This is a genomic window from Pseudomonas sp. PSB11, assembly GCF_014596605.1.
GTDB classification, from domain to species: Bacteria; Pseudomonadota; Gammaproteobacteria; order Pseudomonadales; family Pseudomonadaceae; genus Aquipseudomonas; species Aquipseudomonas umsongensis.
Genome location: NZ_NOIO01000013.1, coordinates 145,961 through 162,733 on the forward strand (window position 1 = coordinate 145,961; position 16,773 = coordinate 162,733).

The following is a 16,773-nucleotide window of genomic DNA, read 5'->3' on the forward strand; positions in this document are numbered from 1 at the left end:
AAAAACGCCCACGCATTATGTTGCGCCAACTCAACTGGCCCGCACGAACAACTGCTCCAGCACCCGCAACAAACGATCATCCTCTCCCGCGGCGCCAATCACCTGCAGCCCCACCGGCATCCCCCTCACCTGCCCCACCGGCAAGCTGATCGCCGGCAAGCCGGTGAGGTTCCAGGCACTGGTATGGCTAAGCACCGCGGCGCGTACGTCGATGTCCTGCTCACCGACCCGGACTTCGCGCGCATCGACCGCTGTCGCGGTAATTGGCACGCTGGGCGAGACCAGCAAGTCGTAGCGCTCGAACAAGCGCGCCATTGCTGCCTTGAACCGTGCCTGGCCAGCCTGCGCACGGATGTATTGCCAGCCCCTGACTTCACGCGACAACTCGAGGCGCTCGCGCACCTCCTGCTCGAATGTGTGCGGCGCTTCCTGCATGCGCTCGGCATGCACCTCGAACGCTTCGGCGCGTTGCAATACCAGCAAGGTGTCTTTCATGGCGGCGGCCAGCGGCGCAAGTTCGGTCGTCTCCTGCAGCGCCTCGCCAAACAGCTGCTGCGCCGCCTGGTACACCTGTCGATCCAGCTCGGCGTCGACCGGGCCGAAGCTGCCGGTGGTGATCCAGCCAACCCGCAAAGGTCGAGAGTCGGCATCAGGCGCACAGGCTCGCCCCGCCACCACCTCGAACAGCAGCCGCGCATCCTCGACGTGGTTGGCGATCGGGCCCACATGATCGAGGCTCGACGCCAGCGGGAACACGCCCTGCAGCGGCACGCTGGCAAACGATGGCTTGAAACCGACCGTCCCGCATAACGCCGCCGGAATACGGATCGAGCCGCCTGTGTCGGTGCCCAGTGCCAGCGGCACCATGCCGCTGGCCACTGCCGCAGCGCTGCCGGCGCTGGAGCCACCCGTGATACAGCGAGCATCCCATGGGTTGCGTGCCGCGCCCTGCAGCGAGCGATCACCAGTCGGGCCGTAGGCGAACTCGTGGGTCAGGGTCTTGCCGACAATTACCGCACCTGCCTCGCGCAGGCGCTGTACGCACAGTGCGTCGACGCTCGGCTTGAAGCCTGCGAAATGGGCCGAACCGTAGGTGGTGACGTAGTCGAAAGTGTCGATGTTGTCTTTGACCGCCACCGGTATGCCGTGCAGTGGGCCCAAGTCCTCGCCTTGTGCGAACAACGCGTCAGCCATGCGCGCCTGGGCCAGCGCCACCGGTGCATCGACCTGAACGAAGGCGTTCAGGGTCGGGTTCAACCGCTCGATGCTGTCCAAGGCCGCTTGGGTCAGCTCGACACAGGTCAAGCTACCCGTGCGCAGACCTTCAGCCAGCGTGATAACCGAGTGACCAAAAAAATATCCAACGTGATCAGGCTTCGCCAGGCTCATACGAACAACTCCATCAAACGGCTGCGGGTATTGGGGAAGGAGCAACTTGCCGACCGCCGGGACGCACCATCAGCATCGCGCTCATGCCGACGGCAGTGGCGACCGCCGCCGCCACGAACATTGACGAGTAGCCGTAGCGCAAGGTCAGGTAGCCGGTCAGCATTGGCGCGATGAACGAGGCGCTGTTGGCGATGAAATGGGTCATGCCGCTGTAGGCACCGACCCGGTTGGAAGGCGCGGTGTCGATTACCACGGCCCAGTAGACCGAGTTGGGCAATGCGTTGAGGGCGTTGGCCAGGGTCATCAGGGCAATCACGCCCCACACGGTCTGGGCCTGCGATACCAGAATGAAGCACAGCGTGGTCAACAACAGGCTGGTCGCGGCCAGCCAACTGCGTGCCACTTTCAGATTGCCGGTGCGGCGCAGCAACAGGTCGGAGATCTTGCCGCCCAACAGCACGGTAAAGCAGGCGCCAGTCCATGGAATCATGCCCATGTACCACAGCGACGACAGGTTGTAGTGGAACTCGTCCTGCAGGTATTTGGGGGTCCAGGTCAGCAGCAGGAACGTCACGTAGACGAACGAGAAGTAACCGACCGCGTTGAGCAGCAGGTCCTTGTTCTTGAAGAAATGCCAGACCGGCGCAACGCTGGTGGTGGGCGTCGAGGCATTGGCGGCAGCAGCGCGCTCTTGCCGCAGGAAATCGCGCTCGGCCTGGGACACCCGCGGGTTCTCGTCGGGAGTGTTGGTGAAGCGGGTCATGAAGAAGATCAGCAGCGCCAGGCTGACCACGCCCAGCACCACGAACATGCTGCGCCAGTCGCCGGTCAGGGTTTGCAAGCCCACCGCCACCGGGGCGGTCAGCAGCGCGCCCAGCGGTGTGCTGAGCAGGCCCACCGAGACCACGAAGCCGCGCTCCTTGGGTGTGGCCCAGTTCGCCACGCTCTTGTTGATCACCGAGTAGGCCGGGCCTTCGGCAAAGCCGAACAGCACGCGGATCGTGGCGAAGCCGGCCATGGCCGAACCTCCCATGAAGGCCAGCCCCAGGTCACCGGCAAACGCGGTGGCAATCTCGAAGATCGACCAGGTGGCTCCGGCAATCAACCAGATGCGCTTGGCGCCAAAGTGGTCGGCCAGGATGCCGCCGACCAACGCCCCAAGGATGTAGCCATAACCGAAGTAACCCAGGACCTTGCCCCAGTCGGCCTTGTCGAAGCCGTACTCGGGAAGAATGCTCGCCGAGGCATAGGCGATCGCGCCGCGGTCAATGTAATTGAGCAGTGCCATCAGCATGATCAAAAAGAAAATCTGGTAGCGAAAAGACGGAATAGCTGCGCTGTTCATAGGGATCTGACTCGTCAAAATGATGGCAGAAGTCAAAAAGTCGGCCGCGTCCGGCGTATTTTTATTGTGTTACCCAAACGTTTGGGTTGACGAAATGTAGTCAGGGGGAAAGTTTTAGTCAATCGTTTGGGTCAAGCTTTTTTTCCCGGGGTGACGCAACGATTGAGGTAGAATCGCGCGCCTGAATAATGAATGGTTGGAAGCCTCACAGACATGCCGAATCAATCTCGCCCCGCCACCCTGAAGTCCATGGCGACTGCACTCGGGTTGCACGTTTCCACGGTGTCACGGGTGCTCAATGGCGACCCGACCGGGGTTGAGCGAGCGGCGTCTGCCGAGGTCATTGAGCGCATCCGCGCGTTGGCCAAAGAGCTGGATTATCGGCCGAACACGCAGGCATCCAACCTGAAGTTGCGTAAAAGCCAGGAGATCTGCGTGCTCATGCCACGCCTCACCGACCTGGTAATGGCGACCATTTACGACAGCATCGACAGCGCCGCCGAACAGGCCGGCTACCTCACCTTCGTCTCCAATACCGACGACCAGCAGCCGCGCCAGATGGCCCGCGCCGAGCACGCCTTGCGCCGCTCGGTGGCCGGGCTGATCGTGGGTGATTCGCACGTGGGTGAAACCCAGCCGCTGCTCGACCTGCTTTCGCGCAAGCAGATCCCCTACGTGCTGGTCAGCCGGCAGATTGCCGGGCACCTGTCGTCTGCCAGTGATGATGAACTGGGTGGCTGGCTGGCGGCCGAACACTTGTATCGGCTAGGTTGTCGCGACGTGGCGATCCTGGCGGGCGAACGGCATGCGTCCACCGGCGCTGACCGTACCCGCGGGTTCATCCGCTACTACCGCGAGCAAGGCCTGACCCTGCGCCCCGAGTGGATCTTAAATGGTCCTTTTGACAGCCATACCGGACACCAACAGGGCGAATATCTGTTGGGGCTCACTCCCCGTCCGCAGGCGTTTTTTGCGGTCAACGACTTCCTCGCCATCGGCCTGATGGGCGCCGCGCGCGACAAGGGGCTGCAGGTGGGCAAGGATATTGCCGTGGTCGGCTACAACGACATCCCGCTGTCCAACGAACTGATCGTACCGCTGACCAGCGTGCGCCTGCCGCTGGCACAGATGGGCCGCCATGCGGTGGAGTTGCTGCTCAAGCGCATCAACGGCGAGAGCGCCGAGTCGATCATTCTGACGCCGCAGTTGCAGGTGCGGGCGAGTTCATCCTTAATGCGAAGCGGTAACTAACCGCAAAAGATCGCAGCCTGCGGCAGCTCACAGGAAATACGCAATCCCCCTGTAGGAGCTGCCGCAGGCTGCGATCTTTTGATCTTCTATTCAATCCGACTAGCGCCCGATTCACCGCCAGCTCCCCCAGCATGATGACTTGCGCAATCCCCAGCAAGCTATTCCGACTCGTCCCCTCCGTACGATCCGCCAGATCCAGGGTCATGACATTGGCCGAAGCCAGCGACTCACAGGCGTGGGCCAGCAGGGTTTCAACATCGAGTTCCGGGTTGACGATGAACATGCTGCAGAGTTTGCGTGGCGTAGCCTTGATATCGGCCGTCGAGGGGCAGTGGAAATCGAGGGCGCGTTCAGCGGCTTCGTTGAGTTTGTTTGAGTCGGATTCGTACGGGGATGCCGGATCGGTGTCTGGCGGATTGGGTGAAGGCTTCTTCATCCGCTGAGTTTTCCTGATGATGTGCCAACTCCTCTTGCGACTAAACGAAAGGGGAGGCAACTGCACGCAGGTTAGTCGACCGGCAAACTCAGAAAACCGGCGCGCCCGAGAGCGCCCTGCGTACAGCTACCATCAAATACAGGCAATGAAAGACCTGCATGACAGATGCACGCACAACTGAGTTAACACGGGCGACTAAACCCGATCACTGATGGGCAGTGACGCAAATCAAGTTACCGATGGGCTCCGAGGCGCACAAGCCGGCGGATTCTGGAGTAACCGTAGGCAACGGCGCAAGAAATTGTGGCTTTCGGGAAGTAACCTGGCTGGCGTTTAAACACGCTGCAAATTGCCCACGAAAACGCTGCCAATAGAGGCGGAACAACCCTCGCTCCAAACCCTGGATGTTGCCCCGCCCTCCCCTTAGTCATACCCGCAAACATTCCTACAGATCTGCCGCACCGCCATCTCGGACGCATCCTACGCATGAATCGGAAGCGTCCTATCTCAACCTTTGTCAGATTCTTGAAAGCTGTTGGGCAACTTGAACGAGGGCCTGGTTCAGTTGTGGTTTCTTCTATTTCAATAAATCAACTACTCAAGGACTGATATGAACGACACCCTGCACCGTACGGACACACTCAACCCTTTCAAGAATGTTACTTGCGGCAAGCAAAAAGATTACTGGGTGGAATTCCAATTACTGGACGAACTGGGTGAGCCCGTTGCGAACATGCCCTATCGGGCGATTAATGAGGCCACCCGTACCGGTTATGTTTCTGAATACGCTGGTCAAAGCGATGCTCAAGGCGTGATCCGCCTTGACGGCCTGCACCCGCTGGCCATCACGCTCAAGATCGAGGCCGCGCCTCTGCTCGAGCAGATGCAGAGTCGCCGCCTGCGTGCCGTACGGCCCGAGCCACCTCGTCCTGGCCCGGGTGACCACACTCCGCTATATGGGCCACAGCGTTCGGGCTTTTCGCCGGTCGAGGAACAGGCGACTGCGGCCGGTCATGGTTACCACTACCTGCGCATCGGCCAATTGTGCGATGAAGAACCTACTTTCGACCCGCCCTTGGCTGATGCGAAGCTGCTTCCGGCTTTCCATTTTCCGGACCGGTCATTCGGCGGCTTTACCTTGGGTGATGATCAACTGGATCGTCGTCATATCTTGGAGGTCTGCCCATTTCGCGCCTGGTCGCTGACGTTGCACCACCAGGCTGACTACAGCCTGGCCAATGCTTACAACCTGGGGCTGATGAGCATTCTGGCTTACAGCAATCGGCCAGAAAACGAACGGGGTTCGGTCAAGGAGTTGTTCGAGCAGCAATGCCTGGATTTGTCGCGCACACCTCGGGTTTGGGACAACGGCCAGGCGTGGCCTTGTCTGGTGACCGACGTTCCCTTTCGCGAGCGCTACATAACGGTCGAGTCCTTGGACACTGCCAAGGCAAAGCCACCGGAAGGCCATACCCAGCTGATTTATGCCATCAGTGCTTCCCAGGTGTTGGTGGCTTGGCGCGGCACCGAGATGAATGGTCTGGCCGACTTGAGCACCGATTTGACTTTTCGCCCGGTGAAACCGGAGGTCGCGGCCAATTGCGAGCCGAAGGTGCCCTGTGCTGATCTGGTTCCGGAGGGCAGCGTGCATTTGGGGTTTCGCGATGCATTCGAAATAGCCAGGAGGAGTTATGCCACGGATCTGGGTAAAACGATTCCTGAGGCAATTGATGGTAAGGAGCTTTTCATTTGCGGCCACAGTCTGGGAGGTGCCCTCGGTCTAGTTCATGCGGCCTCACTGAAAGACCGCAATCCGCTGCTGTACACCTACGGCATGCCACGCACCTTTACCCTCAAGGCCATTCAGTCCTTGAGCGAGCTATGGCATTTCCGCCATGTCAACGACACCGACCTCGTCCCCCGTGTGCCACCCGAAGCGGCCCTGGACAATCATTTTTACGACGTCTACGGCTCAATGGGGACAGTCATGGGTTTCAGCTGGTCTTCAGGCCGGGCACTGGCCACTACGTTGTTCAAACACGGCGATCCGTTCAGCCATCACGGCGAACTCGCCATGTTTCTTAGAGCCGAGCAGCACCGGGAACAGGCAATCACCCCATACCCCGCTTACCGCAAACCGGACGGCGCACCCTATCGCAGCAACATCACGGTGAAGTTGCAGGAAATGGCCAAGTTGTATCTGGTTCCCAGCCTGAGCGAGGCCGAAGACAAACAGGCCGAGCAGGCCCAGGAACGTCTGATCACGTCCCTGAGCGCCGAGAGCCGTGCCCGATTCTTTCCGCGCCACAGTCACCCGGATATAGGCCGCATGCTGAGTATTGGCGATCACTTCATGTCGCAGTACCAACCCTATATCCACAATCAGTTGATGGAATCGCTCGACCCGGAGCGCAGTCCGTTACTGGAGCGCCAGGTCCAGCGGAACAAGTTCAAACGGCAGATGAAGGACAACTACGCCACCATTCCTGCGGATGAGTACGAGCGCAACAGCGTATTCCTGGAATTACAGAAGCTGGTTGACCAAGCGCTGGGGGTAACGCAACAGGCCGAGGGCGGTACAGAAGCGCTACAGCGTTTCAATGCCATCGCTGACCCGCGCGCCTATTACGAGAAAACCTTCGGTTAAGCCGATGACCGCGACAAAGGACAAACCCATGCGCCACAGGCTGCCCGTCGTTTTATTCGCCCTGTTTTTCAGCCTCAGTGGTTGCAGTCAGGATTACAGCCTGGCGCCGCCCGCGGACAGCGAAAAAATAACCGTGACCGTGAAACTGCCAAAGGAACTGAAAACCGAAACCATGTGGATGATGTATCGCTCCGCCACTTGCAAAAGTATCAGTCATGGGGCCAGCGGCCAGCGCCTTGAGCAGGACGGTCATCATTCGGTTTACAAGGAATTTCAACGTCAGGGGCAGAGCGATCTCTATCAAGTCGAACTACCCAAAGACGGCGGTGGCGCGTGCAAATGGCATCTGGCCAATGTGACCTTTGGCGTTGTCTATGCCGATCCGGCTCGCTTTGGCGAGAACGTAATCGCAGGAGGGGGAGGCGGTGTGGTTGTGATATTCGACCATAACAACTCACCACGAGGCGGAGCGGACATCAAGGTCGATGGAGACTTGACGATCAAGAAGGACTATTACCCTTGGGTAAGTGAGGCTTTTCTTGGAGGTTATAGAAAACACATCAGCCTGGCTGGTGAGGGCGGTATTTATCTCAAGTATCAGGCATTAGAGGCACGGCAAGTGTATTTCGAACCTGTCCTGCATTCCGATTACGTGATTTATTCAGAGGGCACGAAGGTACAAAAAAAAGGCAGCTTTATTAAATTCATCTATCCCGACGGTAGCGTCATAGCCGATGGAAGGTCGAAACCGAACTTTTTGAAACTACAAACCATCCGCACCGGACGCGCCGCCGATTGTTTCACCGTCGGACGTTACGCCAACTGCCCAGACCGCCGCCCACAGTTACTGCCCGATTGGCTGCCCGAGCCTGGCGAACCTGGTTATGGACGCTACGTCGTTATGGACGAATGGGGCAATACACTGCCGTCGTACTTCTATCGACTGATCGGCGAGAACGGTCAGGTATTCCAGGGTTTGACCGAACTCAATGGGCGTACCGAACCATTGCCGAATAGCGCGCATCCGCTGCGCAAAGCCGATTTTCCGGAGCGGGCATGGTGATGTCTTGCGCGGTAAACCGTTCGTCATGAGCGGCGAGCAACACCAGTCCATCAGGCCTTGGGGGCCATGCGTAAAGCACGCCGTCGTTCTTGCATGGATGGACCCTGTCATCGATTGCTAAATCACTGACGCTCAATGAGAAGCAAACAAGTTGCGTGTGGCGATACTGGTTTGCCCATCGAACCATGACGCGACACGTCTAACCCATACTTATCCATCCTGACGGGGGTTGTCGGTTGCATCTCAGAAAAACAATCAAAGAGAGCGCAGAATGAAATTCAGTTTTCTCGATAACAGCAAGCTCACCCGCCGACGCGTTCTACGCGATGCTGTCACCCTGGCTTTGGCCGCCTCGCCCTTGGCCAGCTTCGCCAGGACAACCGACGAAACCGCCGAAGAAGTGACTTTCGCGGCGGGTCCACGGCCGCTGGTGCAATACCCGCAAAAACGGCCGTTGACCTTGGTGACCACTCGCCCACCGCACCTGGAGACGCCTTTCGCAGTCTTCAACGAAGGGCCGATCACGCCCAATGACGCGTTTTTCGTGCGTTATCACATGGCCAATTTCCCCACCAGCATCGATCCGGATACGTACCGTCTGACGGTCAAGGGTGCGGTCGACACTCCGCTGTTACTGTCCCTTGCAGAACTCAAGACGCTGGCGCAGCCGGTAGAAGTGGTGGCCGTCAATCAGTGCTCGGGGAACAGCAGAGGTTTCTCGATGCCGCGCGTCTTTGGTGCTCAGTTGGGCAATGGTTCGATGGGCAATGCACGCTGGATAGGGGTGCCGCTCAAGGCCGTATTGGAAAAGGCCGGGGTGAAAGCCGACGCCAGGCAAGTGACGTTCCGCGGCCTCGACAAGCCCGTGCTGCCAAGTACCCCGGAGTTCATCAAGGCACTGGACTTCAGCCATGCCATGGACGGTGAACCCATGATCGCCTGGTCGATGAACGGCACCGACCTGCCCTTCCTCAACGGTTACCCGATACGCCTGGTAGTACCCGGCTATTTCGGCACGTACTGGGTCAAGCACCTGAGCGAGATCGAAGTGCTCGACCATGTATACGACGGCTTCTTCATGGCTAAAGGTTATCGAGTCCCGGACAACGATTGTTTCTGCATCGCCCCCGGCACCACGCCGGCGCAAACCCGGCCGATCTCCAAGCTACCGGTACGCAGCTTCATCACCAGCGTTAAGCAGGGCGATGTGTTGCCGTTGAATAAAAGCGTGGTGCTCAAGGGCATTGCGTTCGATGACGGTGCCGGGGTCAACAAGGTGGAAATATCCATCGACGGCGGAAATGTCTGGCGTGAAGCCACCCTCGGGCAGGACCTTGGCCGTTTTTCTTTCCGCGAGTGGACCCTGGCAATCACCTTCACCAGCAAGGGCGCCACGCAGTTGATGGTGCGCGCCAGCAACAGCGCGGGCGAGACGCAACCGCTGCAAGCCGACTGGAACCCTGCCGGTTACCGCCGCCACGTCATCGAAACCAGCCACGTGACCGTCGCCTGAGGAGAGCTGCATGAAATCCATGAAATTCATGACCCGCTGGCTGTGCGCGGCGCAAATTTGCCTGGCTGGCATGACCAGCGCAGCACCACTGTCGATCACCTTGCCGCCCGAAACTGCTGCGTTCAAACCCAGTGCGCTGCCTGGCTATCCATTGGCCCAGCAGAAATGTTCCATCTGCCATTCAGCCGACTACATCAGCTTCCAGCCTCCGGGCATGAGCCTGGCGCAGTGGACGGCAGAAGCGGGCAAGATGCAGCACGTGTACGGTGCGCCGATCAGCGATCAGGACGTGACCATTATTGGCGCCTACCTGGCGGCCACGTACGGCAGTGCAAAGGCGAGCGATGCCGATGTGCAAGCCGCCTCGAATCCGTCGGCGGGCCAACCCACGCCAGCCCCTGTGGCAAAAGTCGACGCCACGACCTTGCTGCAGAACAACGCGTGCCTGTCCTGCCATGCGATCGATCACAAGGTCGTCGGCCCGGCTTATAAAGAGGTGGCTGCCAAATACGCCAACGACCCGCAGGCACTGGCCAAGGTTACGTCCAGCATTGCACACGGCGGTAGCGGCAAATGGGGGGATATCCCGATGCCGCCTTTCGCGCAGTTAAGCCCGAAGGATCTGCACAGCCTGGCGACGTTCATCCTGCAACAGTGAGTCGGCCTCGATCCCATTGTGGGAGCGAGCCTGCTCGCGAAGGACTTCAACGATAATGCGTGGCATCAGGCAGCCCGTGTTGTCCATACGTTTTTCGCGAGCATGCTCGCTCCTACAAGGAATTGGGGGATATCTGCAAAAGTCAGGTCGCCTCCCATCAGAACGTATCGTCGCTCTCATCCAGAGGCGATGACTGACGCGCGCATTCCCGAAGCCAGTTCATGAACACCTGCAGGCGCTTGGGCACCGTCCCCAGCGGCGGGTGGACAAGGTAATAATCGTAGTGGCCTGAACGGCTGAATCCGGCGAATGGCAGCACCAGCTCTGCGCTGTCCACGCGCTTTTGCACCAGCTGCTGACGGCCAATCGCAATGCCGACGTGGTTCATGGCGGCCGTCACGCTCAAATCAGAACGATCGAACGTCAGGCTTCGCTCGGGAAGTGCCGCGAGCATGTTGTGTTGCTCTGCCCAGAGCGTCCACTCTGCATCGTAGGCTGCGTGATCCCAGGCCAGGGAGTCATGCAGGATCGTGCAATGCTTCAAGTTTTGCGGGTTCTCATCCAGTCGATGACGCCGGGCATAGTCAGGACTGCACACTGGCGCCATCCGTTCGCGCATCAGGCGCTGGCTCACCAGCCCGGGAAATTCGCCATTGGCGTAGTACAGGGCCAGGTCGATCTTGCGGGTGCGAAAGTCGACATTGTCATTGCCGACGCGCAGGTCCAACGCCACCAAGGGGTATCGTTCGACAAAGTCCGCCAACCGGGGAACCAGCCAGCATTGGGCGATGGAGGGCCTCACATAGACCGCGAGGGAACCGGCCACTTCAGCTTGCGACGATTGCTCGAGTGCTTCGGACAACTCGCCCATCGCATTCTGAAGGATCTCGAAGATCCGCTCGCCTTCATCGGTGAGGGTGACCTGCCGGGTCAAGCGCTGGAACAGCTTCATGTCCAACGCCGTTTCCAGACGACTAATGCGGTGGCTCACGGCGCTGGCGGTCAGGCACAATTCATGCGCCGCACGGGCGAAGCTCAGGTGCCGGGCGGCCACCAGAAAGGTGTGAAGGTTCGCGAACTGGCTGCTGTTGAGCCTGGAACTGATACGCGGAGGAAGATTGAGCACGACGGTTTTCCTTCAGGCGTCCAGGGTGTAGCAGGACGGTTATCTTGCCACATCCGGTTTTGCGCTTGAATCGGCGACAACCTGCCGCGCTCAAGCCCCGGGCGATATCAACCCTTGGCCAGCAATTGACGCCCCTTGGCCAGGTAAGCGTCCATCTCGTCACCAGGCACCATGTTGCCGCCTGTCGCCCAGACCAGATGGGTCGCTTGCGCCATGGCCTGACCGTCCAGGCCTGCACGGACCAGATAGCCTTGTTGATCGGCAAGGACTCGGGCAATGCCGGGCACACCGGCGAGCGCGGAGGGCTCCAGGCGCACGCCTTCGCTGCGTTCCATCAGGGCCAGCAAGCTGTACATTTCCTCGTCGCTGACGGTATAGAAACCATCGAGCAAGCGCTGCATGGCCTTGCCGACAAAACCGGAAGCGCGACCGACCGCCAGGCCGTCCGCAGCCGTCACGTTATCGATGCCGAAGTCTTGCACGCTCACTGCGTCGTGGAGCCCGGTATAAACCCCCAGCATCATGCAGGGCGAGTGAGTGGGCTCGGCGAAGATGCAGTGCACCGCATCACCGAAAGCCAGCTTCAAGCCGAACGCCACGCCGCCAGGCGCGCCACCCACGCCACAGGGCAGATAAACAAACAAAGGGTGCTGCGCATCCACGCTGATGTTGGCTGCGGCCAATTGCGCTTTAAGCCGCTCGGCGGCTACCGAGTAACCGAGGAACAGGTTGACCGAGTTTTCATCGTCGACAAAATGACAGGCCGGATCGGACTCCGCTTGTTGGCGCCCTTGGGCAACGGCCACGCTGTAGTCGGAGGCGTACTCGATCACGGTCACGCCGTGTGAGCGCAACTTGTCTTTCTTCCATTGCCGCGCATCCGCCGACATATGCACGGTCACCTGGAAGCCCAGCGCAGCGCCCATGATGCCGATGGACATGCCCAGGTTGCCGGTCGAGCCAACGGCGATTTTATACTGGCCAAAAAAGGCCCGCGCCTTATCGCTGTCGAGCACCGCGTAGTCGTCATCAAGCGTCAGCAGATTTGCAGCCAAGGCCAGGTCTTCGGCGTGCTTGAGCACTTCATAGATACCGCCGCGGGCCTTGATGGAGCCGGAAATCGGCAGATGGCTATCGCGCTTGAGCCACAGCTCCCCCGGCAACGCCTGGCCGTAGCGCTCACCGAGCAATTGCTGCAGGTTCGGCATGGGCAAAATGTCCGACTCGATAATGCCGCCACTGCATTGCGTTTCTGGAAACGCACGCCGCAGATAAGAAGCGAAGCGCGTCAGTCGCGCGCTGGCATCGGCTACATCGGCAGCCGTCAATCCCACATCGCCAAGCGCTTGCGCAACCGGCGCCACGCCAGGGTTGAACCAGGTGGTTTGTTGCAGCGCGACCAGATCGCGAATCAAAGGATGACTGGCATACCAGTTCTCAAGTGTCTTGCCCAAAATCATGGCGAGTTCCTTTAAACAATCAGGCGGAAAATACGGGTTGGATCAAACAAACTGCGCCAGCAGCAGGGTCAGCCCCAGCGCGACCAAAGAAGCCAGTACCGTAGCCGAGGTAAACTTCTTCAAGGCTTCGGCGAGCGAGACACCCAGGTACTCCTTGACGACCCAGAAGGCGGAGTCCGTGACATGGGTCCAGCCAATGGCGCCAGCACCGATGGCAATGCAGATGATTTCCTTGCTGACCGTTGGATGAGCACCCAGCATCGGCATCACCATGCCCGCAGCACTGATCATGGCTACCGTTGCCGAACCCACGGCGAAGTGCATCAGGCCCGCCACCAACCACGCCAGGACGATGGGGTTCATGTTCAACTGCGTCAAGGAAGCGGACAGTGCGTTACCGACGCCGCTGTCGACCAGGATGCCGTTGAAGGCCCCACCGGCACCAATAATCAGCAGAATGCCGGCCAGTGGCGGAAAGCTCTTCTGAGTGTGCACGAGCAGCTCCGGCATGCTTAGGCCGCGGCGCAAACCCAGCGCCCAGTAAGCGAACAGCACGGCAATGGACAGTGCTATCAGCGGCGTGCCCAGGAACGCAACGATGCTCGCGAGCCCGGAGTCTTGGGGCAGTCCGGTGGCAAGACTTTTCCCGACCATCAACACCAGAGGCAACAGGATGGTCAGCAGTGTCACGCCAAGGCCCGGCAGGTCACGGGTCGCGCTGTCGACGCAGTGTTCTTCCAAAAACGCTTGTTGAGTGTCAGCCGCTTCACTCTTGCAGACCAGCTTGATCCACAGCGGCCCGGCAATGATCGCCGTCGGCAGCGCGACAATCAGGCCATACATGATTACCTTGCCGACATCGGCACCGAGCATTCCAGTGATCGCCATGGCGGCAGGGTGCGGCGGCAACATGCAATGCACGGCCATCAGCGACACCGCCAAGGGCACGCCCAGGTACAGGAGATTGATCCGGGTCTCTTTGGCCACCACATAGATCAGTGGAATCAGCAGGACGAAGCCCACCTCGAAAAACACCGGTATGCCCGCGATAAACCCTACGAGCATCATCGCCCATGACGCGCGCTCCTTACCCAGGGCGCTCAATAGGGTCTGGGCGATGCGTTCCGCGCCACCGGACTCTTCCAGCATTTTGCCGAGTATGCCGCCCAGGCCAATGATGGTTGCCAGGAACCCGAGTGTTCCACCGACACCTTTTTCATAGGCCGCGGCCATTTGTGCCAACGGCATGCCAGAACCGATGCCCACCACGAAGCTCGCGGCGGTCAGGGCCAGGAATGCGTGGACACGCACTTTGACGATCAGAAAAACGATCAGAATGATGGCGCAAAACAACACCAGCAATAGCGTGGGACCACTGTGCATACAAACTCCAGAAAGCGCTTTTATTGTTGAAATCAGTGATCGTGATCACTCAGCTTTCCGGGCATTAAAGAGCGCAACACAGGGGCCTGACAAAGGATGGTTCTTCAGGGGATGGATGACATGGGATCATCTATAGCGAACGCAAGACGCCGGATTACATCCGGCTATTGAGCAATCGAGAGAGTAAAAGTTGAGCCACGCGGGTTCAGACGTGAGGATCGCCTGGTGCCTTGCTCGGCACTGCGTATTGCGGCTTGAGATGACCGTCCTGATCAAGTAGCCAGGCGTCCATGATCTGCCGCACAACAGGGCCGGCGACACGACCACCGGCCTCGCCGTTTTCGATCATCACCGAAATCACGATTTGCGGATGTTCGGCCGGGGCGAAACCGACGAACAAGGCATTGTCACGGTTGCGCTCGCGGGTTTTCTCGCGGTTATAACGCTCGCCCTGCTTGATCGCCACCACTTGCGCGGTACCGCTCTTGCCGGCAATACGGTATTGCGCCCCCGCTGCCGCCGCGCGGGCGATCCCGCGGGCATCGTGCATGACCATCTGCATGCCGTGGTTGACCTGCTCCCAGTCGCGTGGGTCCTTGAGCAGGATGTTCGGCATCGGATGCTCGTCTACGGGCGCGACACCGTCCACGGTCCTGGCCAGGTGCGGACGGTTCCACACGCCTTTGTTGGCGATCAGCGCCGTGGCCTGGGCCAGTTGCAGCGGCGTGACCTGCATGTAGCCCTGGCCGATGCCAAGGATCACGGTTTCACCGGGGAACCATGGCTGACGACGCGTGGCGCGCTTCCAGGCCTGGGACGGCATCAAGCCGGGAGACTCTTCGAACATGTCCAGCGAGACCTTTTCCCCGAGGCCGAACATGGCCATGTAGTCATGCAGCCGATCGATGCCCAGCTTGTGCGCGAGGTCGTAGAAGTAGGTGTCGTTGGAACGCATGATCGCCGCATCCATGTCCACCCAACCGTCGCCGCTGTGGTTCCAGTTGCGGTACTTGTGATCGAAGTCCGGGAGTTGGTAATACCCCGGATCGAAGACCCGGGTCTGCGGCGTGACGATGCCGGCATCGAGCCCGGCAATCGCGACTTCCGGCTTGATGGTCGAGCCCGGCGCGTAGAGCCCGCGCAGCACGCGGTTGAACAGCGGTCGGTCAATGGAATCGCGTAGCGTCGAATATTCCCTGGAGCTGATACCGGTGACGAACAGGTTCGGATCGAAGCTTGGGTTGCTGACCATGGCCAGCACTTCACCGGTCGACGGATCAAGCGCGACCACCGAGCCACGACGATCGCCCAAGGCGTGCTCGGCGGCCTCCTGCAGCTTGACGTCCAGGCTCAGGACGATGTTTTCACCGGGCACCGGATCCGTGTGCTTGAGTACGCGCAACACGCGGCCCTGGGCATTGGTTTCGACTTCCTCGTAACCGACATGACCGTGCAGTTGCGACTCGTAGAATTTTTCGATCCCGGTCTTTCCGATGGATTGGGTGCCTCGATACTCGACCGTATCCAGAACCTTGGACTCTTTCTCGTTGATCCGTCCGACATAGCCGACCGAATGCGCGAAGTGTTCGCCCAACGGGTAATGGCGCACGAACTGCGGCTCGACATCGATGCCCGGCAAGCGGAACTCGTTGACCGCCAGCACCGCGATCTGCTCCTCGCTCAGCTCATAGAACAAGGTCACCGGCACGAACGGGTGCCGCGCCTGTTTCATCGCCTTGTCGAACAGCGTGCGGTCTTCAGCCGGCAGGTGCAGCAGGTTGACGACTTCGTCCAGCTCTTGGTTGACATCGGACGCACGTTCGCGAGTGATGGTCAGGTTGTAGCTGGGTCGGTTGTCCGCCAGGACCACGCCATTGCGGTCATAGATCAAGCCACGGGTAGGCGTGATCGGCAGCACATGCACACGGTTGTTTTCGGAAATCGTGGAGTGATACTCGAATTCCACCACCTGCAGGACGTACAGGCGCACCACCAGAGCACAGGTAATGGCGCCGACGAACAAGGCGCAGGCCATCAGTCGCTTGTTGACCAGTCGCGTCTCTTTTTCATGGTCTTTGATCGGAATCGGCTGAGGCATTTCTGTGGCAACTCTTTGGAAAGAAACACCGATCCCTGGGTTTGAAAACGGGCCGCTAAAAAAACGAGCTGCACCATACCAAAACGGAGTGATCACTTTCGTGTCATTTTCTTTAAGTTGTGTAGGCGCGAGCATGCTCCGGGCGGCGTTTCGACGGTGGGCGTTAACGATAAGGCTGGGGCCTGATATTCCGTGGCGCTCTCCGGTTCTTCGCGAGCATGCTCGCTCCTACAAGAGGGTTATCGATGGCCACAAAGACAAAACCCCTACCTGCATGCGCAGATAGGGGTTTTGGAATTTAATCTTGACGATGACCTACTCTCACATGGGGAAACCCCACACTACCATCGGCGATGCATCGTTTCACTTCTGAGTTCGGGATGGGATCAGGTGGTTCCAACGCT

General features: G+C 59.4%; 11 protein-coding genes, 1 rRNA gene and 1 pseudogene. 5 read left to right on the forward strand and 8 right to left on the reverse strand.

All coding sequences use genetic code 11. The annotated features are described in order from the left end of the window. Window positions 1-30: 30 nt before the first annotated feature. Together CGA21_RS16775 and CGA21_RS16780 are read right to left on the reverse strand one after the other, a co-directional pair. Window positions 31-1,389: an amidase gene (locus CGA21_RS16775; protein ID WP_188264646.1), complete on the reverse strand. Its 1,359-nt coding sequence runs from the start codon at window positions 1,387-1,389 to the stop codon at window positions 31-33. 13 nt (window positions 1,390-1,402) lie between these two features. After that, window positions 1,403-2,734: an MFS transporter gene (locus CGA21_RS16780; protein WP_110749391.1), complete on the reverse strand. Its 1,332-nt coding sequence runs from the start codon at window positions 2,732-2,734 to the stop codon at window positions 1,403-1,405. 213 nt (window positions 2,735-2,947) lie between these two features. Between CGA21_RS16780 and CGA21_RS16785 the strand changes: the two genes are divergently transcribed. Continuing rightward, window positions 2,948-3,985: a LacI family DNA-binding transcriptional regulator gene (locus tag CGA21_RS16785; RefSeq protein WP_179055894.1), complete on the forward strand. Its 1,038-nt coding sequence runs from the start codon at window positions 2,948-2,950 to the stop codon at window positions 3,983-3,985. 100 nt (window positions 3,986-4,085) lie between these two features. Here CGA21_RS16785 and CGA21_RS16790 read toward each other — a convergent pair. After that, a pseudogene (locus CGA21_RS16790) lies at window positions 4,086-4,421 on the reverse strand (DUF6124 family protein); the annotation flags it as partial. A 610-nt stretch (window positions 4,422-5,031) separates the two neighbouring features. Between CGA21_RS16790 and CGA21_RS16795 the strand changes: the two are divergent. From CGA21_RS16795 to CGA21_RS16810, 4 genes are all read left to right on the forward strand, one after another. Then, complete coding sequence (locus CGA21_RS16795) at window positions 5,032-7,068, forward strand: lipase family protein (RefSeq protein WP_188264647.1); 2,037 nt, start codon at window positions 5,032-5,034, stop codon at window positions 7,066-7,068. 28 nt (window positions 7,069-7,096) lie between these two features. Beyond that, the gene (locus CGA21_RS16800; RefSeq protein WP_188264648.1) at window positions 7,097-8,131 is read left to right on the forward strand and encodes a hypothetical protein; all 1,035 of its coding nucleotides are present in this window, start codon (window positions 7,097-7,099) and stop codon (window positions 8,129-8,131) included. 271 nt (window positions 8,132-8,402) lie between these two features. Next, complete coding sequence (locus CGA21_RS16805) at window positions 8,403-9,644, forward strand: molybdopterin-dependent oxidoreductase (protein ID WP_188264649.1); 1,242 nt, start codon at window positions 8,403-8,405, stop codon at window positions 9,642-9,644. 10 nt (window positions 9,645-9,654) lie between these two features. After that, window positions 9,655-10,302, forward strand: a complete 648-nt coding sequence (locus CGA21_RS16810; RefSeq protein WP_188264650.1) for a c-type cytochrome — start codon at window positions 9,655-9,657, stop codon at window positions 10,300-10,302. Window positions 10,303-10,459: 157 nt separating this feature from the next. Here CGA21_RS16810 and dsdC read toward each other — a convergent pair whose 3' ends face one another. From dsdC to rrf, 5 genes are all read right to left on the reverse strand, one after another. After that, window positions 10,460-11,428, reverse strand: coding sequence for a DNA-binding transcriptional regulator DsdC (dsdC, locus tag CGA21_RS16815; protein ID WP_188264651.1), 969 nt, complete (start codon window positions 11,426-11,428; stop codon window positions 10,460-10,462). Between the two features lie 107 nt (window positions 11,429-11,535). Then, window positions 11,536-12,888: a D-serine ammonia-lyase gene (gene dsdA / locus CGA21_RS16820; protein ID WP_188264652.1), complete on the reverse strand. Its 1,353-nt coding sequence runs from the start codon at window positions 12,886-12,888 to the stop codon at window positions 11,536-11,538. A gap of 42 nt (window positions 12,889-12,930) precedes the next feature. Beyond that, entirely contained in the window at window positions 12,931-14,271 is a 1,341-nt protein-coding gene (locus CGA21_RS16825; RefSeq protein WP_188264653.1) for a gluconate:H+ symporter, read from the reverse strand. A 205-nt stretch (window positions 14,272-14,476) separates the two neighbouring features. Next, the gene (gene mrdA / locus CGA21_RS16830) at window positions 14,477-16,369 is read right to left on the reverse strand and encodes a penicillin-binding protein 2 (protein WP_110755331.1); all 1,893 of its coding nucleotides are present in this window, start codon (window positions 16,367-16,369) and stop codon (window positions 14,477-14,479) included. Window positions 16,370-16,671: 302 nt separating this feature from the next. After that, window positions 16,672-16,773: ribosomal RNA gene (rrf, locus tag CGA21_RS16835) — 5S ribosomal RNA — on the reverse strand; the annotation flags it as partial.

Excerpts from the sequence above, each read along its gene's own strand:
- CGA21_RS16775 (WP_188264646.1), bottom strand. The coding sequence starts at position 1,389 with ATGAGCCTGGCGAAGCCTGATCACGTTGGATATTTTTTTGGTCACTCG.
- CGA21_RS16780 (WP_110749391.1), bottom strand. The coding sequence starts at position 2,734 with ATGAACAGCGCAGCTATTCCGTCTTTTCGCTACCAGATTTTCTTTTTG.
- CGA21_RS16785 (WP_179055894.1), top strand. The coding sequence starts at position 2,948 with ATGCCGAATCAATCTCGCCCCGCCACCCTGAAGTCCATGGCGACTGCA.
- CGA21_RS16795 (WP_188264647.1), top strand. The coding sequence starts at position 5,032 with ATGAACGACACCCTGCACCGTACGGACACACTCAACCCTTTCAAGAAT.
- CGA21_RS16800 (WP_188264648.1), top strand. The coding sequence starts at position 7,097 with ATGCGCCACAGGCTGCCCGTCGTTTTATTCGCCCTGTTTTTCAGCCTC.
- CGA21_RS16805 (WP_188264649.1), top strand. The coding sequence starts at position 8,403 with ATGAAATTCAGTTTTCTCGATAACAGCAAGCTCACCCGCCGACGCGTT.
- CGA21_RS16810 (WP_188264650.1), top strand. The coding sequence starts at position 9,655 with ATGAAATCCATGAAATTCATGACCCGCTGGCTGTGCGCGGCGCAAATT.
- dsdA (WP_188264652.1), bottom strand. The coding sequence starts at position 12,888 with ATGATTTTGGGCAAGACACTTGAGAACTGGTATGCCAGTCATCCTTTG.
- CGA21_RS16825 (WP_188264653.1), bottom strand. The coding sequence starts at position 14,271 with ATGCACAGTGGTCCCACGCTATTGCTGGTGTTGTTTTGCGCCATCATT.
- mrdA (WP_110755331.1), bottom strand. The coding sequence starts at position 16,369 with ATGCCTCAGCCGATTCCGATCAAAGACCATGAAAAAGAGACGCGACTG.